We start from the raw sequence: 25,989 nt of genomic DNA on the forward strand, positions 1-25,989 counted from the left end.
GACTTTCGTTGAGATAACAGGTCGAAACCCGCCCGGATCAGGGGGGGACGCGGGTATCCGCTTATTATTAGATCATTGGCTCCGACTGCCATACGCTGCCGATCAGCAGGAATCCATGCTGCCAATAACGAACATCCGTTCGCTAGCGAGGTCGTCCAAGTGTGGGAATCAACTAATTCCGTCTCACTCGACGGCACTGACAAAAACATACAAACAAAAAATACATACAGTGGTGCATGGCGCTGTTACTAGCTTTGTACTTCGGCGACGACGTGCCGAAGATCCTGTTTGATTCCCCAACTGAATAAAGTGTCAAGCAACAGTACTGAAAGGGTGTACACGACGGCCCCTGCCGGTACAGTCAGGATCAGCTCCACCAGCGGGGAGACCGTAATAAGGGTATGCATGAACCAAATACCTCCGAACATTACCGCCGCCCCAACTGCCGGATAAGCGTACTCGAATAATATATTCCGGGGGTGAGTCTTGAGAAGCGTCGAAACAGCGTAGACATCAAGGGGAAACATCGGAAAGAGGTAGACGCCGATGACAGCACCTGCTGTCCCTGCGAGACCCCACCGCGCTGTCGCCGGCCAAATAACAATTGCAAGACAAACGATACGAATCGTATCGAGTTTCATATTGTAATCGGGACGATTGAGTGCGTTGAACACGCCACCAAAATGACGCGTTATAGCGTGGAGAAGCCCGAAGACTGACAGCAATTGGAGAGGGAGAATCATTGGTTTCCACTCTTCACCGAGCACGACAGGGACAAACGACGGTGCGATGAGTGCCATCCCCACCGAAATCGGAAAGGCGACAACGGCAACAAGTCGAGTCGTGCCAAACACTGCATCTCTGAGCGCCGCAGGGTCATCCTGCAACTTCGAATACGCTGGGAAGGTGACTGTCGAGATTACTTCTGTAAATTGAGTGGCGGGCATATCGGCGATCTTGTGTGCGTATTGGTAGAAACCTACAGCGGTCGCAGACAGGAACCACCCAACGAACACATCGTCACCTTCGCTGTGAATGAACTGTGTGATGGACGATCCTGTGATCCATTTCCCATAATCGATGAGTTCTGACAGTGCCCCCCGGTCAACCGATGGCCATGGACGGTAGTCGTGAAGAGCGTACGACAGCACTACTTTCGATACGTTCACGCTTATGAACCCGGCGACAAGCGCCCACACTGTCGGACTGACCAGTGCATACCCGATGCCAACACAAAACTGGACAAAACTACTGGTCGTTTGGTAAATAAATTCTTTATGAAAGTCGAGGTCCTTCTGAAAATAGACGACAGCAGGGTTCTGTAGCCCATATATCAGAGGCGAGAGGCCTATAACTCGGATAACAGTCGTCAGCCCAGAGTTCGCTTCGCCGAAAAAACGCGCAATGAACGGCGCTGTGAGGAACAGGACAACCCCGATCAGGACTCCCCGACTAATTTTCAACACCCACGCTGTGTTCAGATACTCGTCGACATCCTCTGCTTTCTGCTGGACGAGCGCAGTGTTTATTCCAATATTTGTGAATCTCTTGCTTGCGCTGAGTGTCAACATCGCAATACCAAGTATGCCGAAGTAGCGTGGGGAGAGCAACCGCGCGAGGATGAGGAGCATCAAGAGATTCGAGCCTTGACTGAAGGCTCGGATTACTGTCATCCAAATCCCCCCTTTCGCGGCCTGCTGGAAGACGGAGCCCCTGGGAACCAGTGTCTGGAAAAGTTCTCGGAGTCGGTCCTTCATCGCCATCTGAAAACGCCTCCATTCCAAACGATGTTATTCCACTCCGGTTCCATACGGGTACAGCATCAGACAGTAAATATAGATATATGCGTCATACTAAATTATAGATAGATCCTACTTGAGAGTGTACGACTGCAACTGCGATACGTTCCTATAGATAGCTGCGACTGCTGAAAGGTGTGTTTTGACCGCTCAGTATCGTCATCATAGAAACGAATCCCCGCAACTGAGCTCAGAGTTTGATCAGATAACGATCGGGCCAGTAGGAGCTATATACTAATTGGCATCTATTTCCAAACAATATCTATGATGACATTTTCCGGCATCGCTTTTCAGCTGTATAGCGTTCGGTCACACCCGGATTCACTTTCTGAAATCATTCGTCGTGTCGCAGCGACCGGATACGACGGCGTTGAGTTCGCCCATCGATTTCAGCAGGAATCCTCAGAGGACATCGCCGTTGTACTCAACGAGACCGGGATCAAACCAGTCGCAGTACACGCAGACCTCACCACTATCGAAAACGCTCTCGCTGGTGAGGCCGATCTGTTGGAACGGTGCGCGACCATCGGTTGTAAGCGGCTCATCGTCGCCCACCCCAATTCGACACACTTTCACACCCGCGAGTCCGTTCGCGCGCTCGTGGACCGACTGAATGATGTGGCGAAGGCATTAGACCAGCGTGGACTCGAGCTGGGCCTCCATAACGATCGTCGGTGGTTGTCCCCGTTGCTGCCGAACACTGTTGAGACGCTCATCGACGTGACACCGGCACCCGACAGAGTCGCCGACTATATTCAGGAAGCAGGGCGGAGACTTCAGTCCCGACACGCGGGGGACGTCTCTCGAAAGACGCCGTTCTGGCATCTTATCATGGAGACAGATCCTGATACCATCTGGTTCGAACTGGAGGCCGCCGAACTTCACGCCGGCGGTGTTATGCCGACTGAGGCGCTCTCATTGCTTGACGGGCGAACTAAGATGCTCCATCTTCGTGACGTGGCTCCGGGCACCGGGTTCAGCGATTACGAAAGCGTTCCACACGGAGAGGGCGTCGTGGATATGAAATACATTCTCGAAGCTGCGGACGACGCCGGTATTGATTGGGTCGTTTATGAGAATGAACTTGACTTACCTCCCGAGGACAAAATTAAGGCTGGGAGACGATTCTCCGATCGGATGCTCGGAGAGCGGACCACTAGTATCGGGCCGGTTCATCAGACCGGAAGTTCCTAAGTGTATCAAAACATTTGAAAATAATAATAGTAACGTGACGTGAACAAACCCAGTTATCGGTTGGCATATATATCAAAATCATATTCAGGCGCAACGTTTGTATTCATCTCATGTGACCACCAAATGAAGCGCATCGCTCGTGGTGAAACGAGATATCTATCGGCATTAACACACATCGATAAGACAGCGGAGTAGGATAGCCTGAAGATTCCGCCGGGCACATGACCCGGAGATCGGGGATTCAAATTCACCCTCTACTATGACTAGTTATCGCTTCAGCCCTGTTCACGTATCATCCAAAATTTATACGAAAAATAAATGATGACAAGTACAGACAGGACTCCGGTGACACAGAACGTTGGTCGGTGTCAGGGCCGCTTGAGTGCGCCTTCAGCGTCGAAGAGACTATGACTATCTTTTGGCTCACCGGGGTGGTCCCGTGCCGCTTCCGGATCGAATTCGACACCGAGACCGGGTTTGTCAGGCACTTCGATTGCACCGTCTTCGACTTCCCAGTCATAGTCGACGATTTCCTCACCCCAGTCAACGTCTCGGCTCATATGTTCCAGCACTTCGAGGTTTTCGAGGCCCGCACAGAGATGCAGCGAAGCGGCAGTACTGACACCAGCGTTCGGGTTGTGCGGGGCGATCGTCATGTACCGTGATTTGGCTATCGCGGCGGCATGCTGGACCTCCTGAAGGCTCCCGTAGTTGGTCACGTCTGGCTGAATGATATCACAGGCTTGCTTGCGGACGAGGTCTTCCATCGTCTCATTGTTATAGATGCGCTCGCCTGTCGCGACGGGCATATCGACGTGCTGAGTAACATCGGCCATCACTTCACGGTCTTCGAGTTCGACCGGCTCTTCGAGGAACATGATGTCGTACTCCTCGAGAGCGTCTGCGACCTCGATCGCACCACGCCGAGTGAACCGGCCATGACAGTCCAATGCAATCCCGATATCGTAGCCGACGGCCTCTCGAACGGCCTCGAGGAGGTCGGCAACTTCTTCGATCTGATCGTCGGTCAGAGAATGCTCGTAGTGTGCAAAGGGGTCACATTTCAGCGCGGGATATCCCTGCTCTTCGACGGCTCGTTTCGCGTGGTGAGCGTAGTTCTCAGGTGTCCGTTCACCGATGTGCCAGCCGTTCGCATAGACTGGGATTTCGTCGTGGACCTTCCCGCCCAGCAGCTTCCAGACTGGTTCGTCGTAGTACTTGCCAGCGATGTCCCACAGCGCGATGTCGAACGCTGCTGCGACGGCGTTAATGAGCTTTCCCGCCCGCCATGCGAACGGGTACCGGGTCAACCGTCGGTTAATCTTCTTGCGATTCAGCGGATCTTCGCCGATGAGATAATGCTGGTGTGCCTTTGCTGTCTCTTCGAGGGCAGCTGTGAGTCCCTCACCGCTCAAGGCCTCACCGACGCCAGTAATCCCTTCATCAGTCTCGACCTGGACAAAGAACCAGTTGCGCCAGTCTGCATCAACAACGAATGTTTCGACATTGGTTATTTCCATAGGAATACCTAGATACCTGTTCAAGCTATGGATAAAGAAATGACGATTGGTTACCCGGCAGATCAGATATTTGCAGCAATCCGTTTGAGGTAGTCGTGCTCTTGTTCGATGTTCGTAATGACTTGGACGTCGTCCAGTGAAAACGACTCGTGTGCAGCAATCGCTTTACAGACGATATGCGCACCTTCTTTGAATTCGAACCCGGCAGTCCCAGTCCCGATAACTGGCATCACCAGCGATTGACAGCCAAGTTGTTCAGCTTCAGAGAGGACCGCATTGGTTGCAGCCCGAATGCTCGCAGCCGATGCTTGACTACTTCCATAGCTCGGTGTTGCAGCCGCGTGAATGAGATAAGTTGCGTCGAGGTCATAGGCCTCTGTCACAGCAACAGAGCCGAGTGGCAAGGGTGCTTCAGATTGCGCAGTCTCAGTAATCGGTCCGTTTGCAGCCGATTGAAGGGCATCAGCAACAGCTCCCTCCATTTCCAGGCTGGTTTCGGCAGCATTCACGAGTGCGTCAGCTTCCTGTTCCGCTATATCGTCAAAGACAATAGAGAACTCCATACATTTCGCTCATTACTCAGCAAGGGTATCAGTTTTCAATTCACCCTTTCGCCGATTCAGAGGCAGAGATATTTGGTGGACTCACACTCGAAACGGAAGCTGTTTTTGTCTGGGACTAAAAACTGCAAATACACTCGACTATATGCAAATAAGCCTTCATACTTTGCAAAATACCATATGAGTTACGTAGTTCGTATTATCGGCGGTGGACAAGTGGGCCGTCAGATTGCTAACCGGCTCCAGTTTCGTGGTGATTCTGTCCTCATCATCGAAGAGGACCAGGGGCAGGTCGCCCAACTCAATTCCGAAGGCTATCAGGTCATACACGGCGACGGGACGGATCTCAGTACCCTCCGTACTGGTGAGGCAGATCGCGCCGATATTGTCATTGCTGCGACTGGCGATGACGACACGAACTTACTCGCAACGCAACTCGTGAAGACGAAGTTCGATGTCGACACGATACTTGCGAGAGTTAACCAACCATCGAACGAAGAGCCTTTTGAGGAGCTTGGGATACAAACGATTTCTCGTTCTATTGCAACAGCGCGACTCATGGATGGATATATCGAATCACCTGCCTTAACACGCTGGACAGAGGATCTTGGCCGAAAGGGGGATCTTCAGGAAGTCCCTGTGACAAACGACACATTTGTCGGAAAACCCCTTACTGAGATCGACTCGGAGTTGCCCGAACAGTGCCTCATCATCGCTGTCGGTGCAGAAGGAGAGGCCCATTTCCCAGATCTCGATGAAAGTGTCGACGAAGGCCAGCATCTAACGATAATGGGTGAACGCAAGGCAGTTCATGAGGGGATAGCACTTCTCGATCCGGAACCCAATCCAGCAACGCACTAATCACAACACGTATCGTTAAGATCTGCTGCTCGTTCTTAGGTGGAAAGGGGTTATTATTTCCTGAAGGAGCTACAAAGGTTATCCGAAATCTCAGTCAACGGAAAAAACAGTTGAGCGACTCGACGCAATGCGTATTGAGGACCAAAGTTACGACGAGATCATCACCGAACTCATCAATATCTATGAGACGGAGGAATTGCCACTCTTCAAGTCTGAATAAAATAGTAGACGCTCTTATCGAACACACCGAAACGGCAGTATCTAATACCACTTGGTGAGTCTGGCAGTGCAAGATTTAGAGTGGTAGTCAGCACAGTAATCGTGTCTGTTTCAGTACGAAGTGGCTGAATTCTCGTAGTTGTTTATACGGTACAGTGGGTCGGGCGTCGAAAAATAGCGGTTAGAAAGTCAGGCGTTCAAACAACCGCCGGACGAACCCCGGCTGACGCGAGTCATGCGGGTAGATCGTAACGGTTGTACAGCCAGGGTTCGGGAACGTTGGTCGCACGTCGAACAGCGCCCCCCGGAGGCTGTCGTCAACCCCACGACGAACCAGTAGGTCAGGCTGAGAAGGTTGCCCGCCATCGGTTCTGAGCGATTCCGAGCGGACCGGCACCGAGAGCATCTCCGACAATTCCGACTGGTACTCAGAGACAGTCTCGCGTTGTGTATCGGCCTTTTCTTCGTTAACGGGGTACCACAGCGAAACCGTACCGTCGTTGGCCGCTGCGACGGACTCGGCAACGTTCACGGCGAGGGGTGGGTACGGGCCACGCTCACCCGAGAGGACGATGTGTTCCGGTTCGTCATAGCCGAGGTTATCGACGAGCAACACGTCACAAGATGCGTGTCTGACGACCCAGTCGATTGGGTCCCCGACCATCCGGGACCGGAGCCGGAGCGGTTCGTGTTCGGCCACAATAGTGCCGACACCACGGCGTTCGGCGAAGTTGACGATAGCGTGTTTCGTGTCGTGGCTGACGATTTCATCGGCCTCTATATCGACACCGAGGTCATCCGCTAGCGCTTCAGTCCGCGTCTCGAAGGAGAGGTCCGATGAGGACTGGGCTGTCACATCGTCTGTCAGCGGGGCTTGGTCGGGTACCTCCTGAAACCGGACAGCAACGACACGGCCGTCGTCGGGCCTGACAAGGTCAGCCGCCAGTTCAATGATGGCCCGCTCGCGAGCGCTACCGTCGTTTTTTGTTAGAGCGACGAGCACTTCATTGTGGTTTTCGTCAATCGTGGATTCAACCTCAGTGAGTGACTCCCGACCGACCTGCCGACGGATAGCATCAGTCGCCGCACCCTCTCGGTTGACCCGCGGGCGGACGTAGAAGAAGTACCAAGCGATACTGCCGACAGTGATGACGACAGCACCGAGGAGAGCAGTCATCCCCATTTGGGTCAACAGTAGGAGGCCAGTCACCGCGCCGAATACCTGCATCCACGGATACAGCGGCGAGGTAAACTCCGGTTCATACTCGACGTTCCCCTCGCGGAAGGCGATGACAGCGACGTTGATGAGAGCAAACACCATAATCTGAAACGCACTCGCGAGTTTTGCAATGTCGAGGATTGGGACGAACGCGATGAGTACAAGCAACACCGCACCGGTGAGCGTGATGGAATTCAACGGTGTTCCGAACCGCTCACTGACTTCCGAAAACGACGGTGGGGCAAGCTGGTCGCGGCTCATCGCAAATGGGTAGCGCGATGACGAGAGGATACCCGCGTTGGCCGTCGAAATTAGTGCGAGGATAGCTGCGAGGATAACCGCTATGACACCGGCCTCTCCCATCGTGACCTCGGCCGCGACGGCGACTGGGGTTAGCGAGCCGGCGACGCTTCCGGGATCAGTCACACCGACCAGTACCGCAACGATGGCGACGTACAGAATCGTCGTAAAGACGAGCGATCCGAGTATTCCAAGGGGGATATTCCGACCAGGGTCCTCAATCTCTTCTGCGACACTGGCAACTTTGGTGACGCCAGCGTAGGAGACGAACACGAGTCCAGTGGCCGCAAGCAGGCCGCCGATGCCGTCGGCGAAGAAGTTCGCGTAGTTGGCCGACTGGACGCTGGGAGCACTGCCAGCGGCGAACCAGCCAAGCGCTGCCAGCATCACAACCACGATGACGACCTGTAGCCGCCCTGTCTGTTTGGCACCGACAATGTTGATAAGGATAAGGACGGCCGCAAGCGCCAGCGCGACCGGTTTCAGGGGAAGATCGAAAAGCAGGAGAAGATAGGGGACGCCCCCGACTAGAGCGAGTGCACCTTTGAACGACAACGAGAACCATGTTCCGACGCCCGCGATAGTCCCAAGCAGGGGACCCATCCCACGCTCTATGTAGATATAGGTCCCACCGGCTTCGGGCATCGCAGTCGCCATCTCTGACTTCGAGAGAGCGGCTGGAACGACGAGTAGGCCGGCCAACGCGTATGCCAAAATAACTGCGGGACCGGCGATACCCAGCGCTAACGCCGGAAGAATGAAGATACCGCTACCAATCATTGCACCGATACTAATCGCCAAAACGGAGGAAAGTCCGAGGTCTCGTTCAAGGTCTTTTGTCATGAGTGAGCCGGTAGTTCCGGAAGTATCTGTTCGAAGGTGTTATTCAATTCCGTCGAGAGGCAAGTCGACACGCAGACGACACTGGTCGCTACGTGGTCGAAGGCCTCGCGTCGCTCTGGATCGTTGAGCAGGATGACAATTGCGTCGACTTCGAACTGTGTGCGAAGGAGTTGTGCCACTAATAGTGTCTGCTGGTCACGCTGGAGCGCAACCACCGCGACGGTTGCGTCGGTGACAGCATCAAGCGTCTCGGCCGCGGTCACGTCGCCGACTGTCGTCCGAACGCTATCCCGGGTCTGTGCGGCGACCCGGTCGGTATCAGTGACAAGGTGGGTTCCTTCGGCATCAATATTTGACGCGAGCAGCGATCCGACGTAGCTATCGCTGACGACGAGCAACGACGTGTCTGCGGACGAGCGGTCGATTGTGTCTTCTAAGTGAGTTCGAATTGTCATTATGGGAGAGAGCGGTATCGGGCTAACAAGATGTCGCCCGGATCGCTCAGTCATCGCTCATTCTTATATGCCGATAACGGATAAGGTTATAGGTTTCATTTCCGATTCAGAAATATTATTCCATATATAGTGTCTTATCGGAAATATATTGTTAACTATCATCGACAACCGCGTCGGTGCTGAACTGGTGGAACGGTCGCGTGTATTCATTGCGGATGATGTCCTCATCGACAACCTTGAGACCGATCTCATTGAGATCGCGACCAATACGGCTGAGATCGTTCCCGTCGATGCCAACGACCTCAATATGGACATTCTCATCGCCAGTCATCACTTCCCGAATGGCTACAACGCCATTAAGTGTGACAATCTTTCTGAGCAGAATCTTGAACTCTCTGTCAGCAAGAGAGTATGGTTTACACTGCTGTTTTGGACTCACTGGTTAGCTGATCCAGCAGACTGGCTCCATCCTTGATTTTCTGATTCGGATCGCTATCGAGTTCGTTCTCGTAAATCACCCACCCAACATCAGCACGGGTGGCTGCCCCAATAATACGGTCCATATCAACGCTTCCATCACCATGTGGGACGTTTTCGTACCCTTTGAGGAAACCAGCAGGTGCAACATCTCGAAGGTGGATCATCTCGGCACGCCCATCAAACAGTTCAAGTGCGGCAGCCGGATCATACCCAGCGGCCTGTATTTCAGCAACTTCCACTTCGAAGCAGAGCTCGCTTGGTCGAGTTCTTGCGATAAGGTTCCAGAGCGGGGTCTCACTGGGTATCTGTTCTGGATCCCTCGGCCCCGATCGGCGTGCTATCGTCTGGATTGTATCACCAACTCTCGGAGGGACTGGTGTTTCTTCAACGAGAGTGCGTACGCCGTCTGGAAGTAATGGGGCAAGAAGTCTGCGATCGTTATGCAATCCGAGGCGCATCTCATAGTCAGCTAACTCTGTAGCAACGTCCTGGAGACGGTATGATAGCGAGCGTACTGCTTGCCGAGTCCGGAATTCGTCTATCGGAAGATGTGGCACAATAAGCGTATCGCAACCGATTATCTGACACCGTTCAAGGAGGTCTGCATCACCATCGAGAGCCGTCTCAATGGTGGATAAATCGGCATGAACTGCAACTGGTTCAATCTCAGTTTCCTCAAGTACAGCAGCAACCGATTCCGGAGGCTCTTCTTGAAACCGGTTCGCAAACTCCACACCATCGTACCCAGCATCGGCCACACGCCGAATGATTTCTGGAAGAGAAGTAGGCGAGGACCGAACGCTGTATAGCTGGATGGCTGTTTGTATATCTGTACTCATATCCAATATTACAACTTCAAAACGGATGGTAATAGAGAGATTACTCGGAAAAACGCATTAAACTCAATAAAAATGGATTATTTGTGTTTTTGGTTCTGTACCGAAGTTCGATTATACCGATTCTGTATATTTTGATATTCGAAATCGATTTCCTCTGGTGATGTCTGATTAATCCAGAGGATCCCATCAACGTGGTCGGTTACCGCTTCCATCGTATTTTCATCGTGTGCGGTGTAATCGAACCCAAGCAGACAAAGGCCGGACGCTGATTGCAGTCCGGTAATTCTCTCGAGGACAGTCTTAACGTGGTCAATTGGGGCGGCTGCAAGTATTGGCGAGAGTGATCGAACGACGAGGTGGCGCTCTCCTTCGTCAGTGTCCATGTTTTCGGATAACTCTGAGAGTGCTATGACCAGCCGTTCGAGATCACCCGGTGATGGTGAGAAAATCACGGGTGTCTCGTCGTACAACGCCGAAATAGACTGCTGCTCAGATACAGTATCTATGATTCTAAGCGATGGACGTGTTGCTTGTGTCCCGATGTTCTCATATGTCGCCATCGTTTGATCGACGCCTGCAGTCGTCGTGACCACAAAGGCTGCATCGGTTCCCTCTCCACGAGTACCAAGAATACGGAGGCTGAGAGCGGATTGAGAGGGATCGCCAGCGTAAGCGACGAGCACAATTGAACCGCTCAGGGTATCCGGAAGCAAATCGACATCGTTGCTAGTATTAGTTGTGTCAGTCATAGGTCGGTCGGTGGGTCCGCCCAGATACGTCGGGGTGACCCAGGGTCGGCATGAATGGCAAGCGGGCACGGCACATCTCAGAGCAGTGCCATCGGAGAGTACATTGAATGACTGCGACCCGATGGGTGGACGAAGAGCGGGCGGACGAACTCCTTCGTACGAATCAATTAGCGTGTCTGAAATAAAGGAGTTTTGCATATTGTGTTATCACGATTTCGACGGATTCGAATCGAGTCGATTGCCTTGCTGAAATTACGGCGTTGTCATCACAGATATCGTGGATAGGCCTGCTGTAGGTTTGTGGGCTACATTCTGGAGTGAGTGACCGACATGGGGCTTCCAGTGACTACTTATGTCCTCGTCACAATTAGTTGGATAACCGAAAGATGTGCTGTCCCCGGGTAGACCGGTGAAGCGGCGTAGTTTGTTTACAACAAGTCACGATGGCTTGGGTACTGTGACTCCGGGCTGCCCTCCATTATATCGGCGCACTCAGCGAGAGTTCTGGGACCGCTCTGATCGGACCTAGCGATGGAAATTGAAATTGCAACTATTGGCGGCTATGAAGAGGTCGGCCGACAGATGACAGCCGTGCGAGCAGGTAGTGATGTCGTCATCTTCGACATGGGCCTGAACCTCTCCAAAGTACTGATTCACGACAACATCCAGACCGAGAGCATGCATTCGCTGGACCTTATCGATATGGATGCCATTCCAGATGACAGGGTCCTTTCCGAGTTCGAGGGAGATGTCAAAGCGATTGTCCCAACACACGGACACCTCGACCACATCGGTGCGATATCAAAACTCGCACACCGATACGACGCCCCAATCGTGGCGACACCGTTCACTGCGGCGCTTGTCGAGGAAGAGATCCATGACGAGGGCAAGTTCCATGTCGATAATGACATCGTGAAAATGAATGCCGGCGGTACGATGTCAATCGGCGAGCGGTGCGAACTCGAATTCGTCAACGTCGCCCATTCGATTATCGACGCGATCAATCCCGTGCTCCATACCCCGGAAGGCGCAATCGTCTATGGGCTCGACAAGCGAATGGACCACACGCCCGTCATCGGTGACCCCATCGATATGAAACGGTTCCGAGAGATCGGCCGCGAAGACAACGGTGTCCTTTGTTATATCGAAGACTGCACAAACGCAAACAAGAAAGGACGGACGCCAAGTGAAGCCGTTGCGCGCAGCCAATTGGAAGATGTCATGGTAAGCCTGGAGGATTTCGATGGTGGTATCGTCGCTACCACGTTTTCCAGCCACATCGCTCGCGTCTCGTCAATCGTGGAATTTGCCGAGCAAATCGGGCGGCAACCGGTGTTACTGGGGCGTTCCATGGAGCAGTATTCAGGGACTGCCAACCGGCTCGGAGCCGTCGATTTCCCGGACGATCTGGAAATGTATGGCCATCGCAAGTCTGTAGACCGGGCATTCAAGCGTATCATGAACGAGGGCAAAGAAGACTACCTGCCAGTCGTCACAGGCCATCAAGGAGAACCTCGGGCAATGCTCACTCGGATGGGGCGTGGCGAGACACCGTATGATCTGGAGATGGGTGACAAGGTCATCTTCTCTGCACGAGTGATCCCAGAGCCGACAAACGTCGGGCAGCGATACCAATCTGAGACATTACTGGGCATGCAGGGGGCACGTATCTACGACGACGTGCACGTCTCGGGCCACCTTCGGAAAGAAGGTCACTACCAGATGCTTGACGCACTCGAACCGCAACACGTTATTCCAGCTCACCAAGATCTCAACGGGTTCTCCGGGTACGTCGATACCGCTGCCACCAAGGGCTATAAACTCGGTCGGGACCTCCACGTGACCAGAAACGGGAACACGATTCAGCTGGTTGATTAAATCTCATTCACGAATATTTCCGCGTATCAATTGATTTTTATTGAGGACAGCCGCCCAGCCAACTGTATGCTAAATAATATTCCAGACGAGTATGAAATAGATCCAGGAACAGATATCGATAGGCTAGCTGAGATAACTATCGAACAATATCCGGATGCGATTCGTCGTTCGGTTGAAGAAGTGATCTTCGTTGATGAAGGACCAATTGATTATCTGGCATGGGTTGCATTGGATGACTATACACGACACGAGATCTTTTACTACGACAGAGACCCCGATCAAGACACACTTCGGCGATTAGTCTCCTGGTCACCGAACAAGGACGAGATGCGCCTTCTCAAGGCCTATTTTGCAAAGGAATTCAACATTATCGAGTCGCTCTCACAAGCTGCATTCCTCGAAATTCCGGACCCGTACCTTCCCGGTAGTAAACCAAGTGCAAACGTTGTGTTCTATCACCGCCCTAGTACTGCTGAAATAGATATCGGGATCAACGCGACCCCGCTTGACCGCAACGAAGAGATTTTTTCCGATGTTGACCGAGTCATTCCAGCCAAGGATCTCGAAACGTTTGCTAGGAACGTTATCGAACGCTTCTATGACGAACTTATAACCACTGCGGAGCACCACGTTATTGAGGGTGATGTTGCGGAGAATCTTGCATCTGACCCGAACTTCCACCAACAGACCACAAAACCACTTCCCGACGGGATTCACCCATTGTACACCGGGGAAGCGGCTGAGCTCTGGCAGAAACCTATTTCAAAATCAACAGTGGTGACTGGGTCTGAAGGGTTTATTCAGGTGTGGCTTCCCAACAGCCAAGACCACGGTGGACTTGTCTCGCTCACAGATGGGGACTATGACACGGAGCAAACTCTTGAATCGGTTCGAACCGCTTTTGAAACAACTATTGAATAATCTCTGAGCAGGCGCAGGATTTTCAAAGATAGCAATCTGTTCTTTGGAGGCAAGAGAGCAGGCCGAGGCTTCGAGAGAGCGCTCGGTCCTGCACATGCTGAGATAGCATGAGGTACCGCGATTCGGAGAGGATATCGCGGGACCAGCGCCCTCAGCCAGTCTGGCATCATCGGGCTCCAAATCGGTAGCAGCAACGCGACGACCACTGGAAACTACTCTGTCATGAGAGTTCTATTCCCCAACAGGTTCAATGTTACTATTCTTGCAACAGGTCTGTTAGTGGAACCGATTGCTGAGTTCAGTTGGTGTCTTTGATTTCGTCTAGCTTGTTAACTAGTTCGTCAGTTGATGCCTCAGTCTCAAACGAAACTTCGCCATCATGGTCGTTTTCGTGAACTGCGACTCCATCATCTTCATCAGTCTCAACGTTCTGGTCCTGCTGCTCAGATTCATCGTAGCTTCCAAAACCCATACAAAGACGATAGCCACGCGTTCACTAAAAAAGACTGATTTCAGATTAGCTCGCACCTGTTTTGATTATTTGGAGCGTCATTGATCATCCACATCTCTGTGTCGCAACAAATCAAATCAATAATAGCCTCCATCACCCTCAGATCCGCGACTGGTGGTCCAGCGCTTCCGTTGACGAAATATACTCTGATAACTGGTCCACGACCGAAGGGTCGAACGAGTCAGAAACGTGTCGCACGTTCCACAACCCAGACTGATACACCTCAGATTTCGGCGAGTGGTATCCAAGCCAATCGAGGTCTGACGGTCCTGCAGATCGACGATACCTCGACACCATCGCGATAGCGTTTGACTCAATCTCGGCTCTGTCGCACTCGGGTCCGGGCTTGCCCGGAACGTCAACCCACAGAAACGGCAGATCCCGGATGTACTCTGACACACGCTGTTCGAGTTCATGTTCCTGCTCGCGAACAGCGGTCGTCTCAGCGTCGGGATTCGGTTCGCCCCAGTGGGGATACTCGTCGTGCCAGCCGTGCTTCTCAATCAGTGCCCGTCCAACGTGCAAGCGAAAAATCGAACCACGATGGTTGCCACCGCTGGCGTACTTCCCGCGAACGCTCCCACGATGTTGCCTGAGTCGGTTCCAGAGCGTGTTCGACGAATCGGTACTGACGCCGACGGTGCCGATCCGTGAGAGTCGCCACTTTGTGGAGGGCATCTGTCTGAGGTCGCTTGCTGGCGAGAAGAAAAAGTACACTCCTCGGTCGGGCCAGTCCAACTGACCGTTGACATCCCCGAGGTAGTACGGCCCTCCAATCTGGTCACGCAACTCTGCTAAGACACTCAGAAACTGTCCGACAGGACTGCCACCTGACGCTGCTGTGGAACGCATATTCGACTCCCTCGCCCATCAGGGGAGTCACAAAATACGGCTCTCAAGCACGTCTGGAAAGACACCGCTCCGTCTCAGCTGGCACCTTCGACGGCGTCGATCAGCCTCGCAGCCGTCTTCGAGATTCGGTCCAGCCGGTCCCGCAGCGTCTCCGGTGCGTCGCCGTCCCACGCCGCCAAGTAGAACGCCGAGTTGTCGGGGTCCAGCCCGAAGTGACGACTGACCACGTAGGCGACTGCCTCAGCCTCGACCTCACGCTTCGACCGCTCCGCCTCATCCTCGACATTGAAGTGAAGGTCTGCATGGGCGAACTCGTGAATCAGTGTACTCGCGAGGGCGGCCCGATTCTCCCGGTCAACCGCTTCGATCATCGGATTCGTGGTCATCACGCTCCGACGCTGGCAGACACCCCGTGCAGACCCATGCTCCCACTCTTCCGGAGTGACGATTCTTGCGTCGACGCCGATCTCGTCGGTCGCGTCCAAGAGGTTCTCGACAAGTCCATCCGGGTCGCCGTGAGCTTCTGTCTCCAGTTCGGGAAGCGGTTCGCCCTCGGTCTGAGAGATATCGAACACCGATGTTGGCCGGAACCCGACTAGCCCTCGACGCCATTGTTCGGGGTCCGTTTCATCGTACTCACAGTCCGTGTTCTCGTGATACGACGGCGAATTGTCGCATTCGGGGCACTTCTTCGTGATAATGGGAGCCCAGATCCAGATCGCGTCCTCGCCTTGCTGGACGTACCGGTCGAACTCGTCTTGCCACGTATTGTACCCCGCAACTCGGGTTGCTTCGGGACACTGGAGCTTGATCAACAGCGTGTTCCGGGCCGAGTAATCGTGGAACTTGCTCTGCACATCGAGCCACTGCTGGAACTGCTCGCTGCCCTGCGCTTCGTCGGTGAGGTCGGCGAGGTCTTCGACCCACGCATCGAGTTGGTCGCGCATCTCCTCGTCCCGGGAGTCCGAATCGTCGAAGGTGCAAGTGGTCTGTTGGCTGGACTGCTCTGGAGTCTCTGACTGTATCGTTGACATCGGTCTATCTTCGGGACGCGCTCTCGGGCACGCCCCCGCACCTCCACTGGGGGTCAGAAAATTGCTGTTAACCAACAGGGTGAAGATTCTGGCTCCGAGTGTTGGTTAACGTGATGCCTGCGGAACCCACGCCACCGACAACGCTCCCGTCGGGCATCGGTAGTGAATGTACATCTCTGTCAGCGGACCAGCTTCGAGACCTCGCGAAGTACGCCGAGTCACTGGCCGAGTATCGCGAGCGGGAATCGCGACTCGAAGCCGAAGACGAGTCGTCGGGTGAGGAATCTGATGATAGACCCGATGGGGTCCCGTCTGGGGCGTCAGTCACAGTCAAGGAAATCAACGACAATCGTTACCGATACTGGCAGTGGCGTAATGGAGACAAAATCAAGTCGAAGTACATCGGCCCCGCTAGTCCTGACGACTAATCCACTGTTGGCTATGCTTCGTCGGTGGCCGCTTCCCAGCCCCGGTGGAAATGGACCAGAGCGGTATCAGAATCGAATCTTTCACTGGAAGGCCGGTGTAAGAGGCATTGGTCCTCGGGCACTGCTTTGACCGTCCCAGCGGCCCTGAGGTCCTGCACAATCCGCCGTGCTTTGGACTCGTCGACGTCGACTGTCTGTACTCGTTGATTGTCTCGGTCTTGTGCGAGTTGACGGCGCTCAAACCGTCCATAGTCTGGTCGTGTATCGTCCATGATTGCTCCGCACCACGAAGGAGCGCACAAAGTCTGTGTCAGAAGCAAACCAAGGGGAATTAATCAAACTGGTTTGGGGTCCTGAAATCAGGAGCCAATGACTTCCACAATATGCCCAACACGCGAATCATCTTCCAAGGCATCTAAGACCGAATCGGGGTTAACATCTCCAGCGAGTGTGTACATATTCGACATTCCTTGTCCCCGTCCGCGACCATGACGGTCTTTCGACAAGACATTTGAATGGACGAGGTCATTCAGCTTTTCTCTAAATGTATGCTGTTTGAGTTCATTGGCATCAATGTACTCACAGAGATTGGAGTACAGTTGATGGAGTGCCGTGGTTTCACCCGTCGCATCATTCAGTTCAGCAGAAACAACGGTGAGGAGTGCGATTTTCCGCTGCGTAGTTTCAGCACCAATCGTATCGATGAGAGCTTCTCTCTCGATCTCCTCTTTCGCGGCACGAACATGGCGTTCGCCAACCATTCCGACACCTTCGTCATCAGCGAGATCACAGGCGTAGGACAGCAATTCAATGGCCTGTCTAGCGTCGCCTGTTTCCTGTGCGGCGAGTGATGCAGTCAGAGGTATCGTACCTTCCTCAAGTACATCGCTTTTCAGATGGGCAAAATCCTCATGTCCGTCTTCAAAGTGTGTGTCCCGGAGCGCCTGAGCAGTACGACGAGCAAGAATATTTTGAAGATGATCAGCGTTGTAGGGGTTGAACGTGATTTCACGCTGTCCAAGCGATGAACGGACATCAGCGTCGAGATTATTTCGGAACTGTAGGTCGTTTGTAATACCGATGATTCCGATTTTGACGTCATCGGGGTTAGCTCGAGAGAGTTCGTAGAGAATGTAGTCATCTTCCCCAATGGCATCAATCTCATCAAGAATGATGATGACAGTCCCGCCAATAGTCTCAAGTTCGTCAAGAACCATTTCAAACAGCCGTTTCCGTTGGTATCCACTGGGTTCGTCAACCCCCTGACCCTTGCGTACTTCGCGAAGTTCTTTGACAAGTCTGGTTAGGACGTGGTATGAACGGTCAGCTCCCTTGCAGGGGAGATGGATGACTTCCAGTTGCACCCCTTCTTGATTAGCCCACTCTTGAAGTTGCTCAGATTTTAGTTTGACACCCGCAGTTTTTCCCTGGCCAGTCGGACCATAAACGAGAATATCGCGGGGAGAGCCATCCAGAGTTACAGGCCGGAGCGCCATGTGGATCTTGTCAAGTTCTTCCTCCCGTTCGGGGAGATCGGTCGGTTTGTATTTCCCGACATCAGCCTCAAGGACGTCAATATCTTCGTATATCGTGTCCCTATCCCCGAATCCCTGTGTCATCTTGTTTGAGGTATAAAGCCCATATTTCATAAAACCCCCCGGTAGAGTGATGAGAGTGACATGGGGTGGCCGAGAGTGTACATCCACGGGGACGGGGGGTATGAGAGTGTAAACAGCCACAGGAATGTGTGGAGGAGAGGACTGTAACAGTCGAGATGATCTTTCGGATATAAAACGCCAAAGAATAAAGAAATCTAGTGGTTTAGTCAATACACCCGATTAAGTGTTAGAGAGGTTCTTGTATCGATTACCCACTCTTTAGGTATTCCTTCTATATATAACTATACTATCATCTAGCGAAAAGTTTATATTAATATAAAATCACTCCCAGCAAGTCCAGGAGAACTCTAGGTTCAAATCTTGAGTGTAAGGTACTCTCTGATTGCTGAATTTGCCGATTTTACACTCTTTCACCCCCCGTGGAGGTCAGTTGACTTAGACCTAAATGGGTTCCAAGCCGTCAGTAGTTACACTCTTTCACCCCCCGTGGAGGTCAGTTGACTTAGACCTAAATGGGTTCCAAGCCGTCAGTAGTTACACTCTCATACCCCCCGTCTCCCGGTGGTGGTACTGGTGGTTGAAGCGACGAACACTATCAAATCGGCCTACCTGTTGAATAGATGTTGAGTCACAGCTATTCAACAGAGCAGCTTGAACGTCTCTCAGAGACTGCGCTCGTAGTCTGGAACTGTTTCGGTCGGGTCCATAGAGGAAATCCCCTCACTCGACCGGGGAGACACAAAATCAGCGCTAACCAACGATGAGGAAGCACCGGGGATGTTGGTTAGGACACACCACCGTTTCCGCAAAACCACTAGATCAGGCGCATGGAATCGCCGGGATCGTCGCCGATGATGTCCGCCAATCCGTAGACAGCGATTGAGTCCGTATACCCCTGCGCTCGGACTGCCTTCTCGATCCCCTTCTTGGCCGGCTTATCGTCGGAGAGTACAACAACACCCCTCGTTTCCCGGTCTCTGACGTACTGGATGGCTAACCCGGCAAGAATCGTATCGGTTTTTTCCACCTCGTGTTCGACTTGCTCGGTTTCGTTGGCAATGGTTCGTCTGGCGATATCACTCGCAGCGACAGCGACTCCATCCGTCGGTGATGGTGCCTCTATGATCGTTGCCCAGCCTTCATTGAGCGCTGTTTGGACGCGGTCCGTCTTTGGTCCACCGAGTTCACCGATCACGCGCTGTGGGAGTTTACATATAACGCCGGCATTCTGAATTGCACTCCGAAATCGTCGATACTGAGGGTTCGAGGGACGGCCAATCGCATAGAATATGTTTGCGTCGACGAGGACGTCCTGGTCAGCAGCGAATGGTATGTCGGTTCCCATCCGAGAAACTCACCTATCGGGGTCCGACGTGCGGGCCGGGGCACCAGATATTTCGTCAAGGTCAGGGAGGTCCATTGTGTCATGTACGTCTGGGAAGAGATACTCGAAGAACGGGTCATGCTCCTGACCGACAGCCAGTGCCGGTTTGAGCGCGTAGATGATCATCATCGCTTCTGTCTCGCGAACATCGATATCAGTGGCAACCATCCGTTGGGTTGTCTTGCCCGCGAAGTGGAGTCCAGCACCCCGTAATGCGGCAATGAGCTTTCCGATACCGTAGCGATCCATGAAATACTCAACGTCTTCGTCGACTTCCTGAAGCGCGAGAGCGTGGAGAACGGTCGGTGTGATAACAATCGGGACGTACTGCTCAACGATGATGACTGGATCAGCAGTCAGTTGCTGAGGGCGCGTCGAATCATCGCGGTCAACCAAGTCGAGATCAACCAACTGATCGACGTACTCATAGGTGGTTGATTTCGAGAGATCGAGTGCGTCCATGATCTCCGGTGGAGCAACCGGTCCCCAGTAACACACGTAGACGTAGACGCGAGCCAATGCCGGGTGGTTGAGTAGTTGGACAATGGTTTCGAGCCGAGCAGCGTTCTGGGCTAGTGTCTCTGGTTTGAGCGTCTCTTCGTCCATCACATCCATCGGTGGCGGATCCAACGCGTCAATCCCGCCATCCGGACGAACGTGATTGTGATCAGAGGGCATACTAGTTAGTTCGTAGTCCATGAACTTCAGACTATCGCCACCGTTGTCAGCAACTGGAATGTCGCTGTAGTGATAGAGAGAGGAGGTTGCTGCTCCGGTCATGAGCTAACCAACAGTCCAAACGTATGACGGTCATCGTTGGTTAAGACACACCACCGTTTCCACAAAACCACGGGGATCTGAGTCAGTTCGGGAGCTTCGGTGCTATCACGAACTGCATCGCTCCATCGGCGTCGGGGAACTCCGATTTCAGCACGAGCGGCACCCCGTTTCCGATATGTAGAACCCGATTCGTGCCGTCTGGCAGGCCAGCATTTGCCGATTTGACCAGCGACGAGTCAAGTTTCACTGCGACATCCGCAGGCTCGAAGGCGATGAGATCGGTGTCGTCCCATCGGTAGGTCATGCTGTCAGTGTCGCCGTCTGCGGCAAACCGCACTTCTCTGGTTTCTGAGTCAACAGAGAGGTCAAACCGGTCGGCAAGCATATCGGCTGCGTCGAGACCGAGCGAGATGTCATCTGGATTCAGGTGGACAGTCGCCGGGATGTCGATATCCGGCATCTCGACAGGGTAGCGGAGCGATTCAACCGCATCAAGGTCGATAGTGCGCGTTATCCCGTCGATGTTGATTTCCAGTGTGCTATTCGCTGCATCGAGTGCGAACTGTGCAAGGTCGCCTGCATCGCCGACCGAGAGTGCATCCCGGACCCGACGGACGTCCACTCCTAGTGTCCCCCTCCCTGCATCGAAAGAGGTGAACGAACTCCCAGAAACACGCAAGTCGACCATCGCGTGTCCCTGCAGGTCAGCCGCCCGGATGGCGATTCCCGACTCTGTAATTCCTATCCGTGTCTTGTCTGTGACCGTGCCAGCCGCCGCAAAGATCCGCTCAAACAACTGGACCTCGCCGCTGATCCGGAGATGCTGCGGGGCATCGAGCGACAGGAGGTCCGCAGTGTCGAGTTCTGCTTCACCGTCCGCTGGCGTCTCTGACACGCTCGTTTCGGCGTCGGTGGTTTCTGCTTCGGTGCTACTGGCCGCTGTGGACTGTGACATTTCGATTTCCCTCCACTTGCCGGAGGGTACACAAAATGAGCCGTTGGCGGCGTCGATGGCACGTTTGGTGTGAATACGATTCTGTATCCATCAGAGGGGGTGAAACAACTGCTCTGGAAGCGTGCTTATTGACCGCGAAGGAACGGGGACACAAACGCATAGGCGCAGATGAGTAGTGTGATAATGAATAGAGGAAATCCTAATCCATCTTCGTCAGCGATGATGAGTCCGGCTGTGAGGATTGATACCGCCATAGCGACGAGTGCTGTGCGGATTGAACGGAGGTATATACGGAGCGTGTCTTCATCCGTCATACGTATGCCGGATATGGATTCAATATCAGCCTTGCGAAGCTAATGTCTTATACCGAATCCTGCTTGTCCGACTTCTACGGACTGCTGCCGTCATGAATATGTTCGCCGTATTCACAACGGCCGGTCAGGGGATGACCGACGCGAGGCGATGAGTATTGTAGTCGACCGTCCATCGCGAGTAGTTCCGTGTGATCCGATACTCGCGAACGACTGCAACGTCTTCCAGCGACTCCTCGGGTTGTTCCCACGTAAACTCGTAGCCGGCGATCACGTCTCCCTCGTCGAGATATCCGACCGGATGGTCCGGCCCGTCCCACTCAACCGAGATTGGATCGCCACCGTTTGGGGGTTGGACTCCACGACTGACTGTCCCCTGGATGACGGATGGATCGCTTGTCAACCCATGCAGTTGTGCTAAGTCTCTCGCCGCGATTTTGAACTTGTCCTCCTCGCCGATGAATGAATGCTGGGTTCTCCCGCGTACTGTTGCGTACTCTACGCTCTCGATATCGACACCGAGAGCGTCGGATAGCAGGTGGGCAAACTCAGCAGCCCCCGTGCGGACCGTTTGGTTCTGCTCCTCGATCTGCAGGGTCGTCTCTGGCGTCCGAAGCTTCCTCGTGTATGGATTCTCCGGCCGCTCAACGGGCATACAACTGCACAGGAGCGTCCCTTCTGGTCCCGTCAGAATCCACGGCTGTTTCCCACACGGAATCGCCGTGTATCTCGACGCAGTGTATCGGCCACCGCCAGTGAGGACTCGCAATGCCTTTTCAAGAGCCTGTGCGTCAATCCCGTACCCATAGCTGTCAGCGAGTCCGTCGACGAATGTGACTCGAGTGTCGACTGAACTGAACTCACCGTACGTGTTTGGGATTTGCAGGAGACCAGTTGCGTACTGTTCAACGTAGTCTCCGATGTCCCCGCCGACGACCCACCGGGTTTGCTGTTTGGTTGCTCGACCAGCCGACGTGTTGATTGACGACGCCGGCCGCTGCGTTGTCAGCCCCCAGTCCTCGTCCGGGGCTGCCCAACTGGTATCGTCGCGGTCAGGAGCGCGACACGTCGTCGCACATCGGGCGATGCTTGCAGCATCGGGATCGAGGTCGTTGTCCGCGCTGTCTCCGTCTCCAAACGTACCGAGTGTCAAGTCAGTCATCCTCTCACCCGCCAGAGGAACACAAAAATTTTTCAAACGGATCGGAGACCAGACTGTCCACACTGTGAGCCAGCCCACCGTCGTCCAGTGATTGAAGCGCTTCGGGCGGAGCGACACAGCTTCACTTTCGCCACGATTTGCATGGGTTTTAGACAACGCCAAGCGTACCGCCGGTTGTCTCCCATCGCAAACGAGACGGAGAACACTATGAGCAACTCTGATATACAGCAAGAAGCTCAAGACATACACGACCAGTTACCCGAGTCAGTCGATGCCTCCCTCGACGACATCGAGGAACGGCTCACCACACTTGTCGATGACTACAGAGTCCCACTCGACGAAGCTCGACGCAGTGTCGTGAGTACCTATCTTTCTGACAGCGATGTTGACCGCGACGAAGTCAGCAGCGAGGACGGCAACCAACAGGTCGATCTCGAGGAAATTACTGAAGCCGAACAGTGGGTCGACATTACCGCGAAAGTCGCTGATCTCTGGGAGCCTCGCAGTGATTCGATAGCACAAGTCGGCCTCCTCGGTGATGAAACTGGGACGATCAAGTTCACCAAGTGGGCCAAGTCAGATCTCGAAACACTCACCGAAGGTCAGGTCTACCGCCTTGGAAACGTCGTCACTGATGAGTATCAGGGGCAGTACTCGGTCAAACTCAATCGCACCACCACCATCGAAGCACTCGACCGGGATATCGAAGTCGGCGACGACACCACCGACGCTGAAGGGGCGCTCGTCGATATCCAGTCAGGCAGTGGGCTGATCAAACGCTGTCCCGAAGACGACTGCACACGTGTCCTCCAAAACGGGCGATGCAGTGAACACGGCGAGGGTGAAGGCGAGTTCGACCTCCGCATCAAAGGCGTGATTGACAACGGCGATACAGTCCAGGAGGTCATCTTCGACAAAGAAGCGACCGAACAAGTCGCCGATATTACGCTGTCTCAAGCACAAGAGATGGCCATGGACGCTTTAGATACAAGCGTTGTCGCCGACGAGATACGTGAGGCGACGCTTGGGCGCTACTATCGTGTCCAAGGCCCTGAACTAGGCCGGTATTTGCTCGTCAATGAGTTTGAGCAACTCGCCGAGATGCATGATCCAGAACAACTCCTCATCACTGCGAGGTCGATCTAAATGAGCCAAGGACAAGCCCCGATGCGCGAACTCGCACAGCGAGCCTTCGCTGGGGAATTCAACGATGCAGGCTATACCTTCCGGGAGTCAGACGATGACCGCGCACCCGTCTATGCCCTGCTGCCGACAGGCGCAAAAGCAAACCGCGTGTTCGTCGTCGGTACCCTGACCGAAACCGACGATGTCGGCAGCGATGATGAGTACTGGCAAGGCCGAATTGTCGGGCCCACAGGAACGTTCTTTACGTATGCTGGGCAGTACCAACCCGAAGCAGCCGCCATGCTACGAGAGGTTGACCCGCCCGTCTTCGTCGCGCTTGTTGGCAAGCCCCGAACCTATGAAACCGACGACGGCGACACCAACGTCTCGCTCCGACCAGAGCACCTGACCGTTGTTGATGCAGACACCCGCAATCGGTGGGTGACAGAAACAGCGAAGCGAACTCTTGAGCGGCTCGAACGCTTCGACGACGATAGCAACGAGTACGCTGCCATGGCTCGCGAAGAGTATGACACCGATCCTGACCAGTACCGACAAACCGTTATCCAAGCGCTTGAGGAACTCACCGACAACGCCGAAACTGCCCCAAGCTCGCAGGACCAAACTGGTGACGCGACACCATCTACAGCAGAGGACGCATCCGGTAGTACCACAGAGGCCTCAACAGATGAGGACAACACGTCACAGTCGGGCGGCGACATCGGCGACTTCGATACGACTGACCTCGATTCGTAAGGTTACTGCTCGCTTTCCGGGTCTTGGGAGCCATCCCGGTATTCGGTAATATACAGCTGTCCGTCAACCTTGTACAGGTAGCCACGGTCGACCAGTCGTTCAACTACGTGCTCTGCGGTACCGACTGAGCGCTCTGTCTCACGCACTTTGGTCACGGCGGCATCAACCTCGATGCTGTCCCCGGGCTTGATGTTCTCATACAGCATATCATAGACAGCTCCTAACGAGCCAGGTGGGCGATTACGCCTCATATGTCGTTAATACAGTTTCACTCATCAGTTCTTATCCAAGGGCGTTGGTTTCAGGGATGGTAGCACTCAAAAACGATTAGATGTACCGGTATCTGTCGTTGCGAAAACGGTTTGTTGCTCGTGTGAGTGAATGAAACGACTGGCCAATAGGCGTGCATAGTCGGCAAACACAGCGGGGACGAACAGGCTGTTGGGTAGGCGCGCGTACTGTTCTTTAGTAATCTTGAAACTTTAATACAATTTCTAAATAGTATGCAAAACGCGGAGAAAGTTTTTATATCAGGCCATCAGCGATTTCGATGAGCCTATTCAGAGAGATCAGCATAGAACTGGGTTAATCCACACTCCGGGCAGAGGAACGCATGAATGGGGGTTTGATGATCGATACCAAGGCGGTCAAGTACACCACCATCTCTGTCGGTTTCGACATAGAGATCCCCAACACCCTCTGCACTTACGCTTGTCATCTTCATCTCGACATCACAGTCAGGGCACTGACGTTCGTTCATTTATTTCATCTTAGCCTTTGATACCAAGTCGTAAACATATTGGCTATTATAACAAATTTAAATAAATGTGCATCCGACCTGGCAAATAGGAATGAATGAGAATAGACAGGACATAGTAGGGGAACTGAAGAATATAGAGTCTAAAATTGACAGCGGAAGTATAGAGTCAGCGAGAGAAGAGTTGCGGGCACTGCGTAAGAGACTTGATGTGACTGAGTCGACTGGTGTGACTGGCTCGCAAGACGGGCGGACAATAGGTGTCGAGATCGACATTTGGTCGTATGAATACAAAGATAGTATCTATTTTGTCACGTCTGATTACGCGTCAATCAGTGAAGCAGTATCCGAATTAGTCTCAGTCGATCACATCGGGTTAGAGGAAGTGTCTGCTTTGGGAGGATGTGCAACCTTCCGAAGCAGACAACGAGATAGAAGAGGAACACCTGCTTAATTTTGTCGTCAACAGCCTCGACGA

25 protein-coding genes, 1 tRNA gene and 2 pseudogenes are annotated in these 25,989 nt (G+C 53.4%); 9 read left to right on the forward strand and 19 right to left on the reverse strand.

The genetic code is table 11. The features are described 5' to 3' along the window. Positions 1-248 precede the first annotated feature (248 nt). Positions 249-1,763 (reverse strand): lipopolysaccharide biosynthesis protein, encoded by a 1,515-nt coding sequence (locus tag VI234_RS17385; RefSeq protein ID WP_336330721.1) that lies wholly within the window; start codon positions 1,761-1,763, stop codon positions 249-251. 300 nt (positions 1,764-2,063) lie between these two features. Here VI234_RS17385 and VI234_RS17390 point away from each other — a divergent pair, with 300 nt between their 5' ends. Together VI234_RS17390 and VI234_RS17395 are read left to right on the forward strand one after the other, a co-directional pair. Continuing rightward, positions 2,064-2,993 carry a sugar phosphate isomerase/epimerase family protein gene (locus VI234_RS17390; RefSeq protein WP_336330722.1) on the forward strand — a complete coding sequence of 310 codons (930 nt, stop codon included), beginning with the start codon at positions 2,064-2,066 and terminating at the stop codon, positions 2,991-2,993. Between the two features lie 185 nt (positions 2,994-3,178). Continuing rightward, positions 3,179-3,253: transfer RNA gene (locus VI234_RS17395), tRNA-Met, on the forward strand. Positions 3,254-3,361: 108 nt separating this feature from the next. On the opposite strand, the gene VI234_RS17400 is transcribed toward VI234_RS17395, so the two are convergent. Both VI234_RS17400 and VI234_RS17405 read right to left on the reverse strand, forming a co-directional pair. Next, the gene (locus tag VI234_RS17400) at positions 3,362-4,513 is read right to left on the reverse strand and encodes a mandelate racemase/muconate lactonizing enzyme family protein (protein ID WP_336330723.1); all 1,152 of its coding nucleotides are present in this window, start codon (positions 4,511-4,513) and stop codon (positions 3,362-3,364) included. Between the two features lie 62 nt (positions 4,514-4,575). Then, on the reverse strand, positions 4,576-5,076 hold the full coding sequence (locus VI234_RS17405) for a macro domain-containing protein (protein ID WP_336330724.1): 501 nt from the start codon (positions 5,074-5,076) through the stop codon (positions 4,576-4,578). Between the two features lie 177 nt (positions 5,077-5,253). Between VI234_RS17405 and VI234_RS17410 the strand changes: the two genes are divergently transcribed. Together VI234_RS17410 and VI234_RS21355 are read left to right on the forward strand one after the other, a co-directional pair. Continuing rightward, positions 5,254-5,934 carry a potassium channel family protein gene (locus VI234_RS17410; RefSeq protein WP_336330725.1) on the forward strand — a complete coding sequence of 227 codons (681 nt, stop codon included), beginning with the start codon at positions 5,254-5,256 and terminating at the stop codon, positions 5,932-5,934. A 100-nt stretch (positions 5,935-6,034) separates the two neighbouring features. After that, a pseudogene (locus tag VI234_RS21355) lies at positions 6,035-6,154 on the forward strand (DUF7557 family protein); the annotation flags it as partial. Between the two features lie 180 nt (positions 6,155-6,334). Here the strand turns inward: VI234_RS21355 and VI234_RS17415 are convergent. From VI234_RS17415 to VI234_RS17435, 5 genes and pseudogenes are all read right to left on the reverse strand, one after another. Beyond that, positions 6,335-8,515: a universal stress protein gene (locus VI234_RS17415; protein WP_336330726.1), complete on the reverse strand. Its 2,181-nt coding sequence runs from the start codon at positions 8,513-8,515 to the stop codon at positions 6,335-6,337. Then, positions 8,512-8,970, reverse strand: coding sequence for an NAD-binding protein (locus VI234_RS17420; protein WP_336330727.1), 459 nt, complete (start codon positions 8,968-8,970; stop codon positions 8,512-8,514). Before VI234_RS17420 ends, VI234_RS17415 begins: the two co-directional genes overlap by 4 nt. Positions 8,971-9,121: 151 nt before the next feature. Next, positions 9,122-9,328: pseudogene (locus tag VI234_RS17425) on the reverse strand (ArsR family transcriptional regulator); the annotation flags it as partial. 58 nt (positions 9,329-9,386) lie between these two features. Beyond that, complete coding sequence (locus VI234_RS17430; RefSeq protein ID WP_336330728.1) at positions 9,387-10,289, reverse strand: sugar phosphate isomerase/epimerase family protein; 903 nt, start codon at positions 10,287-10,289, stop codon at positions 9,387-9,389. A 77-nt stretch (positions 10,290-10,366) separates the two neighbouring features. After that, a complete protein-coding gene (locus tag VI234_RS17435) occupies positions 10,367-11,038 on the reverse strand; it encodes a DUF7504 family protein (protein WP_336330729.1) in 672 nt (223 codons plus the stop codon). 531 nt (positions 11,039-11,569) lie between these two features. Between VI234_RS17435 and VI234_RS17440 the strand changes: the two genes are divergently transcribed. After that, positions 11,570-12,916 (forward strand): RNase J family beta-CASP ribonuclease, encoded by a 1,347-nt coding sequence (locus VI234_RS17440; RefSeq protein ID WP_336330730.1) that lies wholly within the window; start codon positions 11,570-11,572, stop codon positions 12,914-12,916. 66 nt (positions 12,917-12,982) lie between these two features. Beyond that, positions 12,983-13,837, forward strand: a complete 855-nt coding sequence (locus tag VI234_RS17445) for a hypothetical protein (protein ID WP_336330731.1) — start codon at positions 12,983-12,985, stop codon at positions 13,835-13,837. 298 nt (positions 13,838-14,135) lie between these two features. On the opposite strand, the gene VI234_RS17450 is transcribed toward VI234_RS17445, so the two are convergent. From VI234_RS17450 to VI234_RS17460, 3 genes are all read right to left on the reverse strand, one after another. Continuing rightward, complete coding sequence (locus VI234_RS17450; RefSeq protein ID WP_336330732.1) at positions 14,136-14,309, reverse strand: DUF5786 family protein; 174 nt, start codon at positions 14,307-14,309, stop codon at positions 14,136-14,138. A gap of 138 nt (positions 14,310-14,447) precedes the next feature. Further along, positions 14,448-15,200: a hypothetical protein gene (locus VI234_RS17455; protein WP_336330733.1), complete on the reverse strand. Its 753-nt coding sequence runs from the start codon at positions 15,198-15,200 to the stop codon at positions 14,448-14,450. A 74-nt stretch (positions 15,201-15,274) separates the two neighbouring features. Further along, positions 15,275-16,234, reverse strand: coding sequence for an ArdC-like ssDNA-binding domain-containing protein (locus tag VI234_RS17460; RefSeq protein ID WP_336330734.1), 960 nt, complete (start codon positions 16,232-16,234; stop codon positions 15,275-15,277). A gap of 113 nt (positions 16,235-16,347) precedes the next feature. Here VI234_RS17460 and VI234_RS17465 point away from each other — a divergent pair, with 113 nt between their 5' ends. Next, positions 16,348-16,662 (forward strand): hypothetical protein, encoded by a 315-nt coding sequence (locus VI234_RS17465; protein ID WP_336330735.1) that lies wholly within the window; start codon positions 16,348-16,350, stop codon positions 16,660-16,662. A 359-nt stretch (positions 16,663-17,021) separates the two neighbouring features. Here the strand turns inward: VI234_RS17465 and VI234_RS17470 are convergent, their stop codons facing one another. The 6 genes from VI234_RS17470 to VI234_RS17495 all read right to left on the reverse strand — a co-directional run bounded on the left by VI234_RS17470 (position 17,022) and on the right by VI234_RS17495 (position 22,873). Further along, on the reverse strand, positions 17,022-18,281 hold the full coding sequence (locus tag VI234_RS17470) for a Cdc6/Cdc18 family protein (protein ID WP_336330736.1): 1,260 nt from the start codon (positions 18,279-18,281) through the stop codon (positions 17,022-17,024). Between the two features lie 814 nt (positions 18,282-19,095). Then, positions 19,096-19,626 carry a hypothetical protein gene (locus VI234_RS17475; protein WP_336330737.1) on the reverse strand — a complete coding sequence of 177 codons (531 nt, stop codon included), beginning with the start codon at positions 19,624-19,626 and terminating at the stop codon, positions 19,096-19,098. Positions 19,627-19,635: 9 nt separating this feature from the next. Continuing rightward, complete coding sequence (locus VI234_RS17480; RefSeq protein ID WP_336330738.1) at positions 19,636-20,343, reverse strand: DUF7437 domain-containing protein; 708 nt, start codon at positions 20,341-20,343, stop codon at positions 19,636-19,638. A 184-nt stretch (positions 20,344-20,527) separates the two neighbouring features. Then, a complete protein-coding gene (locus VI234_RS17485; RefSeq protein ID WP_336330739.1) occupies positions 20,528-21,400 on the reverse strand; it encodes a hypothetical protein in 873 nt (290 codons plus the stop codon). Positions 21,401-21,525: 125 nt separating this feature from the next. Beyond that, positions 21,526-21,714, reverse strand: coding sequence for a hypothetical protein (locus VI234_RS17490; protein WP_336330740.1), 189 nt, complete (start codon positions 21,712-21,714; stop codon positions 21,526-21,528). A gap of 124 nt (positions 21,715-21,838) precedes the next feature. Next, positions 21,839-22,873 (reverse strand): hypothetical protein, encoded by a 1,035-nt coding sequence (locus VI234_RS17495; protein WP_336330741.1) that lies wholly within the window; start codon positions 22,871-22,873, stop codon positions 21,839-21,841. A 207-nt stretch (positions 22,874-23,080) separates the two neighbouring features. Here VI234_RS17495 and VI234_RS17500 point away from each other — a divergent pair, with 207 nt between their 5' ends. Both VI234_RS17500 and VI234_RS17505 read left to right on the forward strand, forming a co-directional pair. Then, positions 23,081-24,019 carry a replication factor A gene (locus tag VI234_RS17500; protein ID WP_336330742.1) on the forward strand — a complete coding sequence of 313 codons (939 nt, stop codon included), beginning with the start codon at positions 23,081-23,083 and terminating at the stop codon, positions 24,017-24,019. Next, complete coding sequence (locus tag VI234_RS17505; protein ID WP_442905032.1) at positions 24,020-24,754, forward strand: RPA family protein; 735 nt, start codon at positions 24,020-24,022, stop codon at positions 24,752-24,754. Positions 24,755-24,756: 2 nt separating this feature from the next. Here the strand turns inward: VI234_RS17505 and VI234_RS17510 are convergent, their stop codons facing one another. Together VI234_RS17510 and VI234_RS17515 are read right to left on the reverse strand one after the other, a co-directional pair. Next, a complete protein-coding gene (locus tag VI234_RS17510; RefSeq protein WP_008313509.1) occupies positions 24,757-24,960 on the reverse strand; it encodes a hypothetical protein in 204 nt (67 codons plus the stop codon). Between the two features lie 350 nt (positions 24,961-25,310). After that, on the reverse strand, positions 25,311-25,514 hold the full coding sequence (locus tag VI234_RS17515) for a hypothetical protein (RefSeq protein WP_080504348.1): 204 nt from the start codon (positions 25,512-25,514) through the stop codon (positions 25,311-25,313). Positions 25,515-25,989: the final 475 nt, after the last annotated feature.

It is taken from the genome of Haloarcula sp. CGMCC 1.2071, from assembly GCF_037078445.1.
Classification (GTDB): Archaea; Halobacteriota; Halobacteria; order Halobacteriales; family Haloarculaceae; genus Haloarcula; species Haloarcula amylolytica.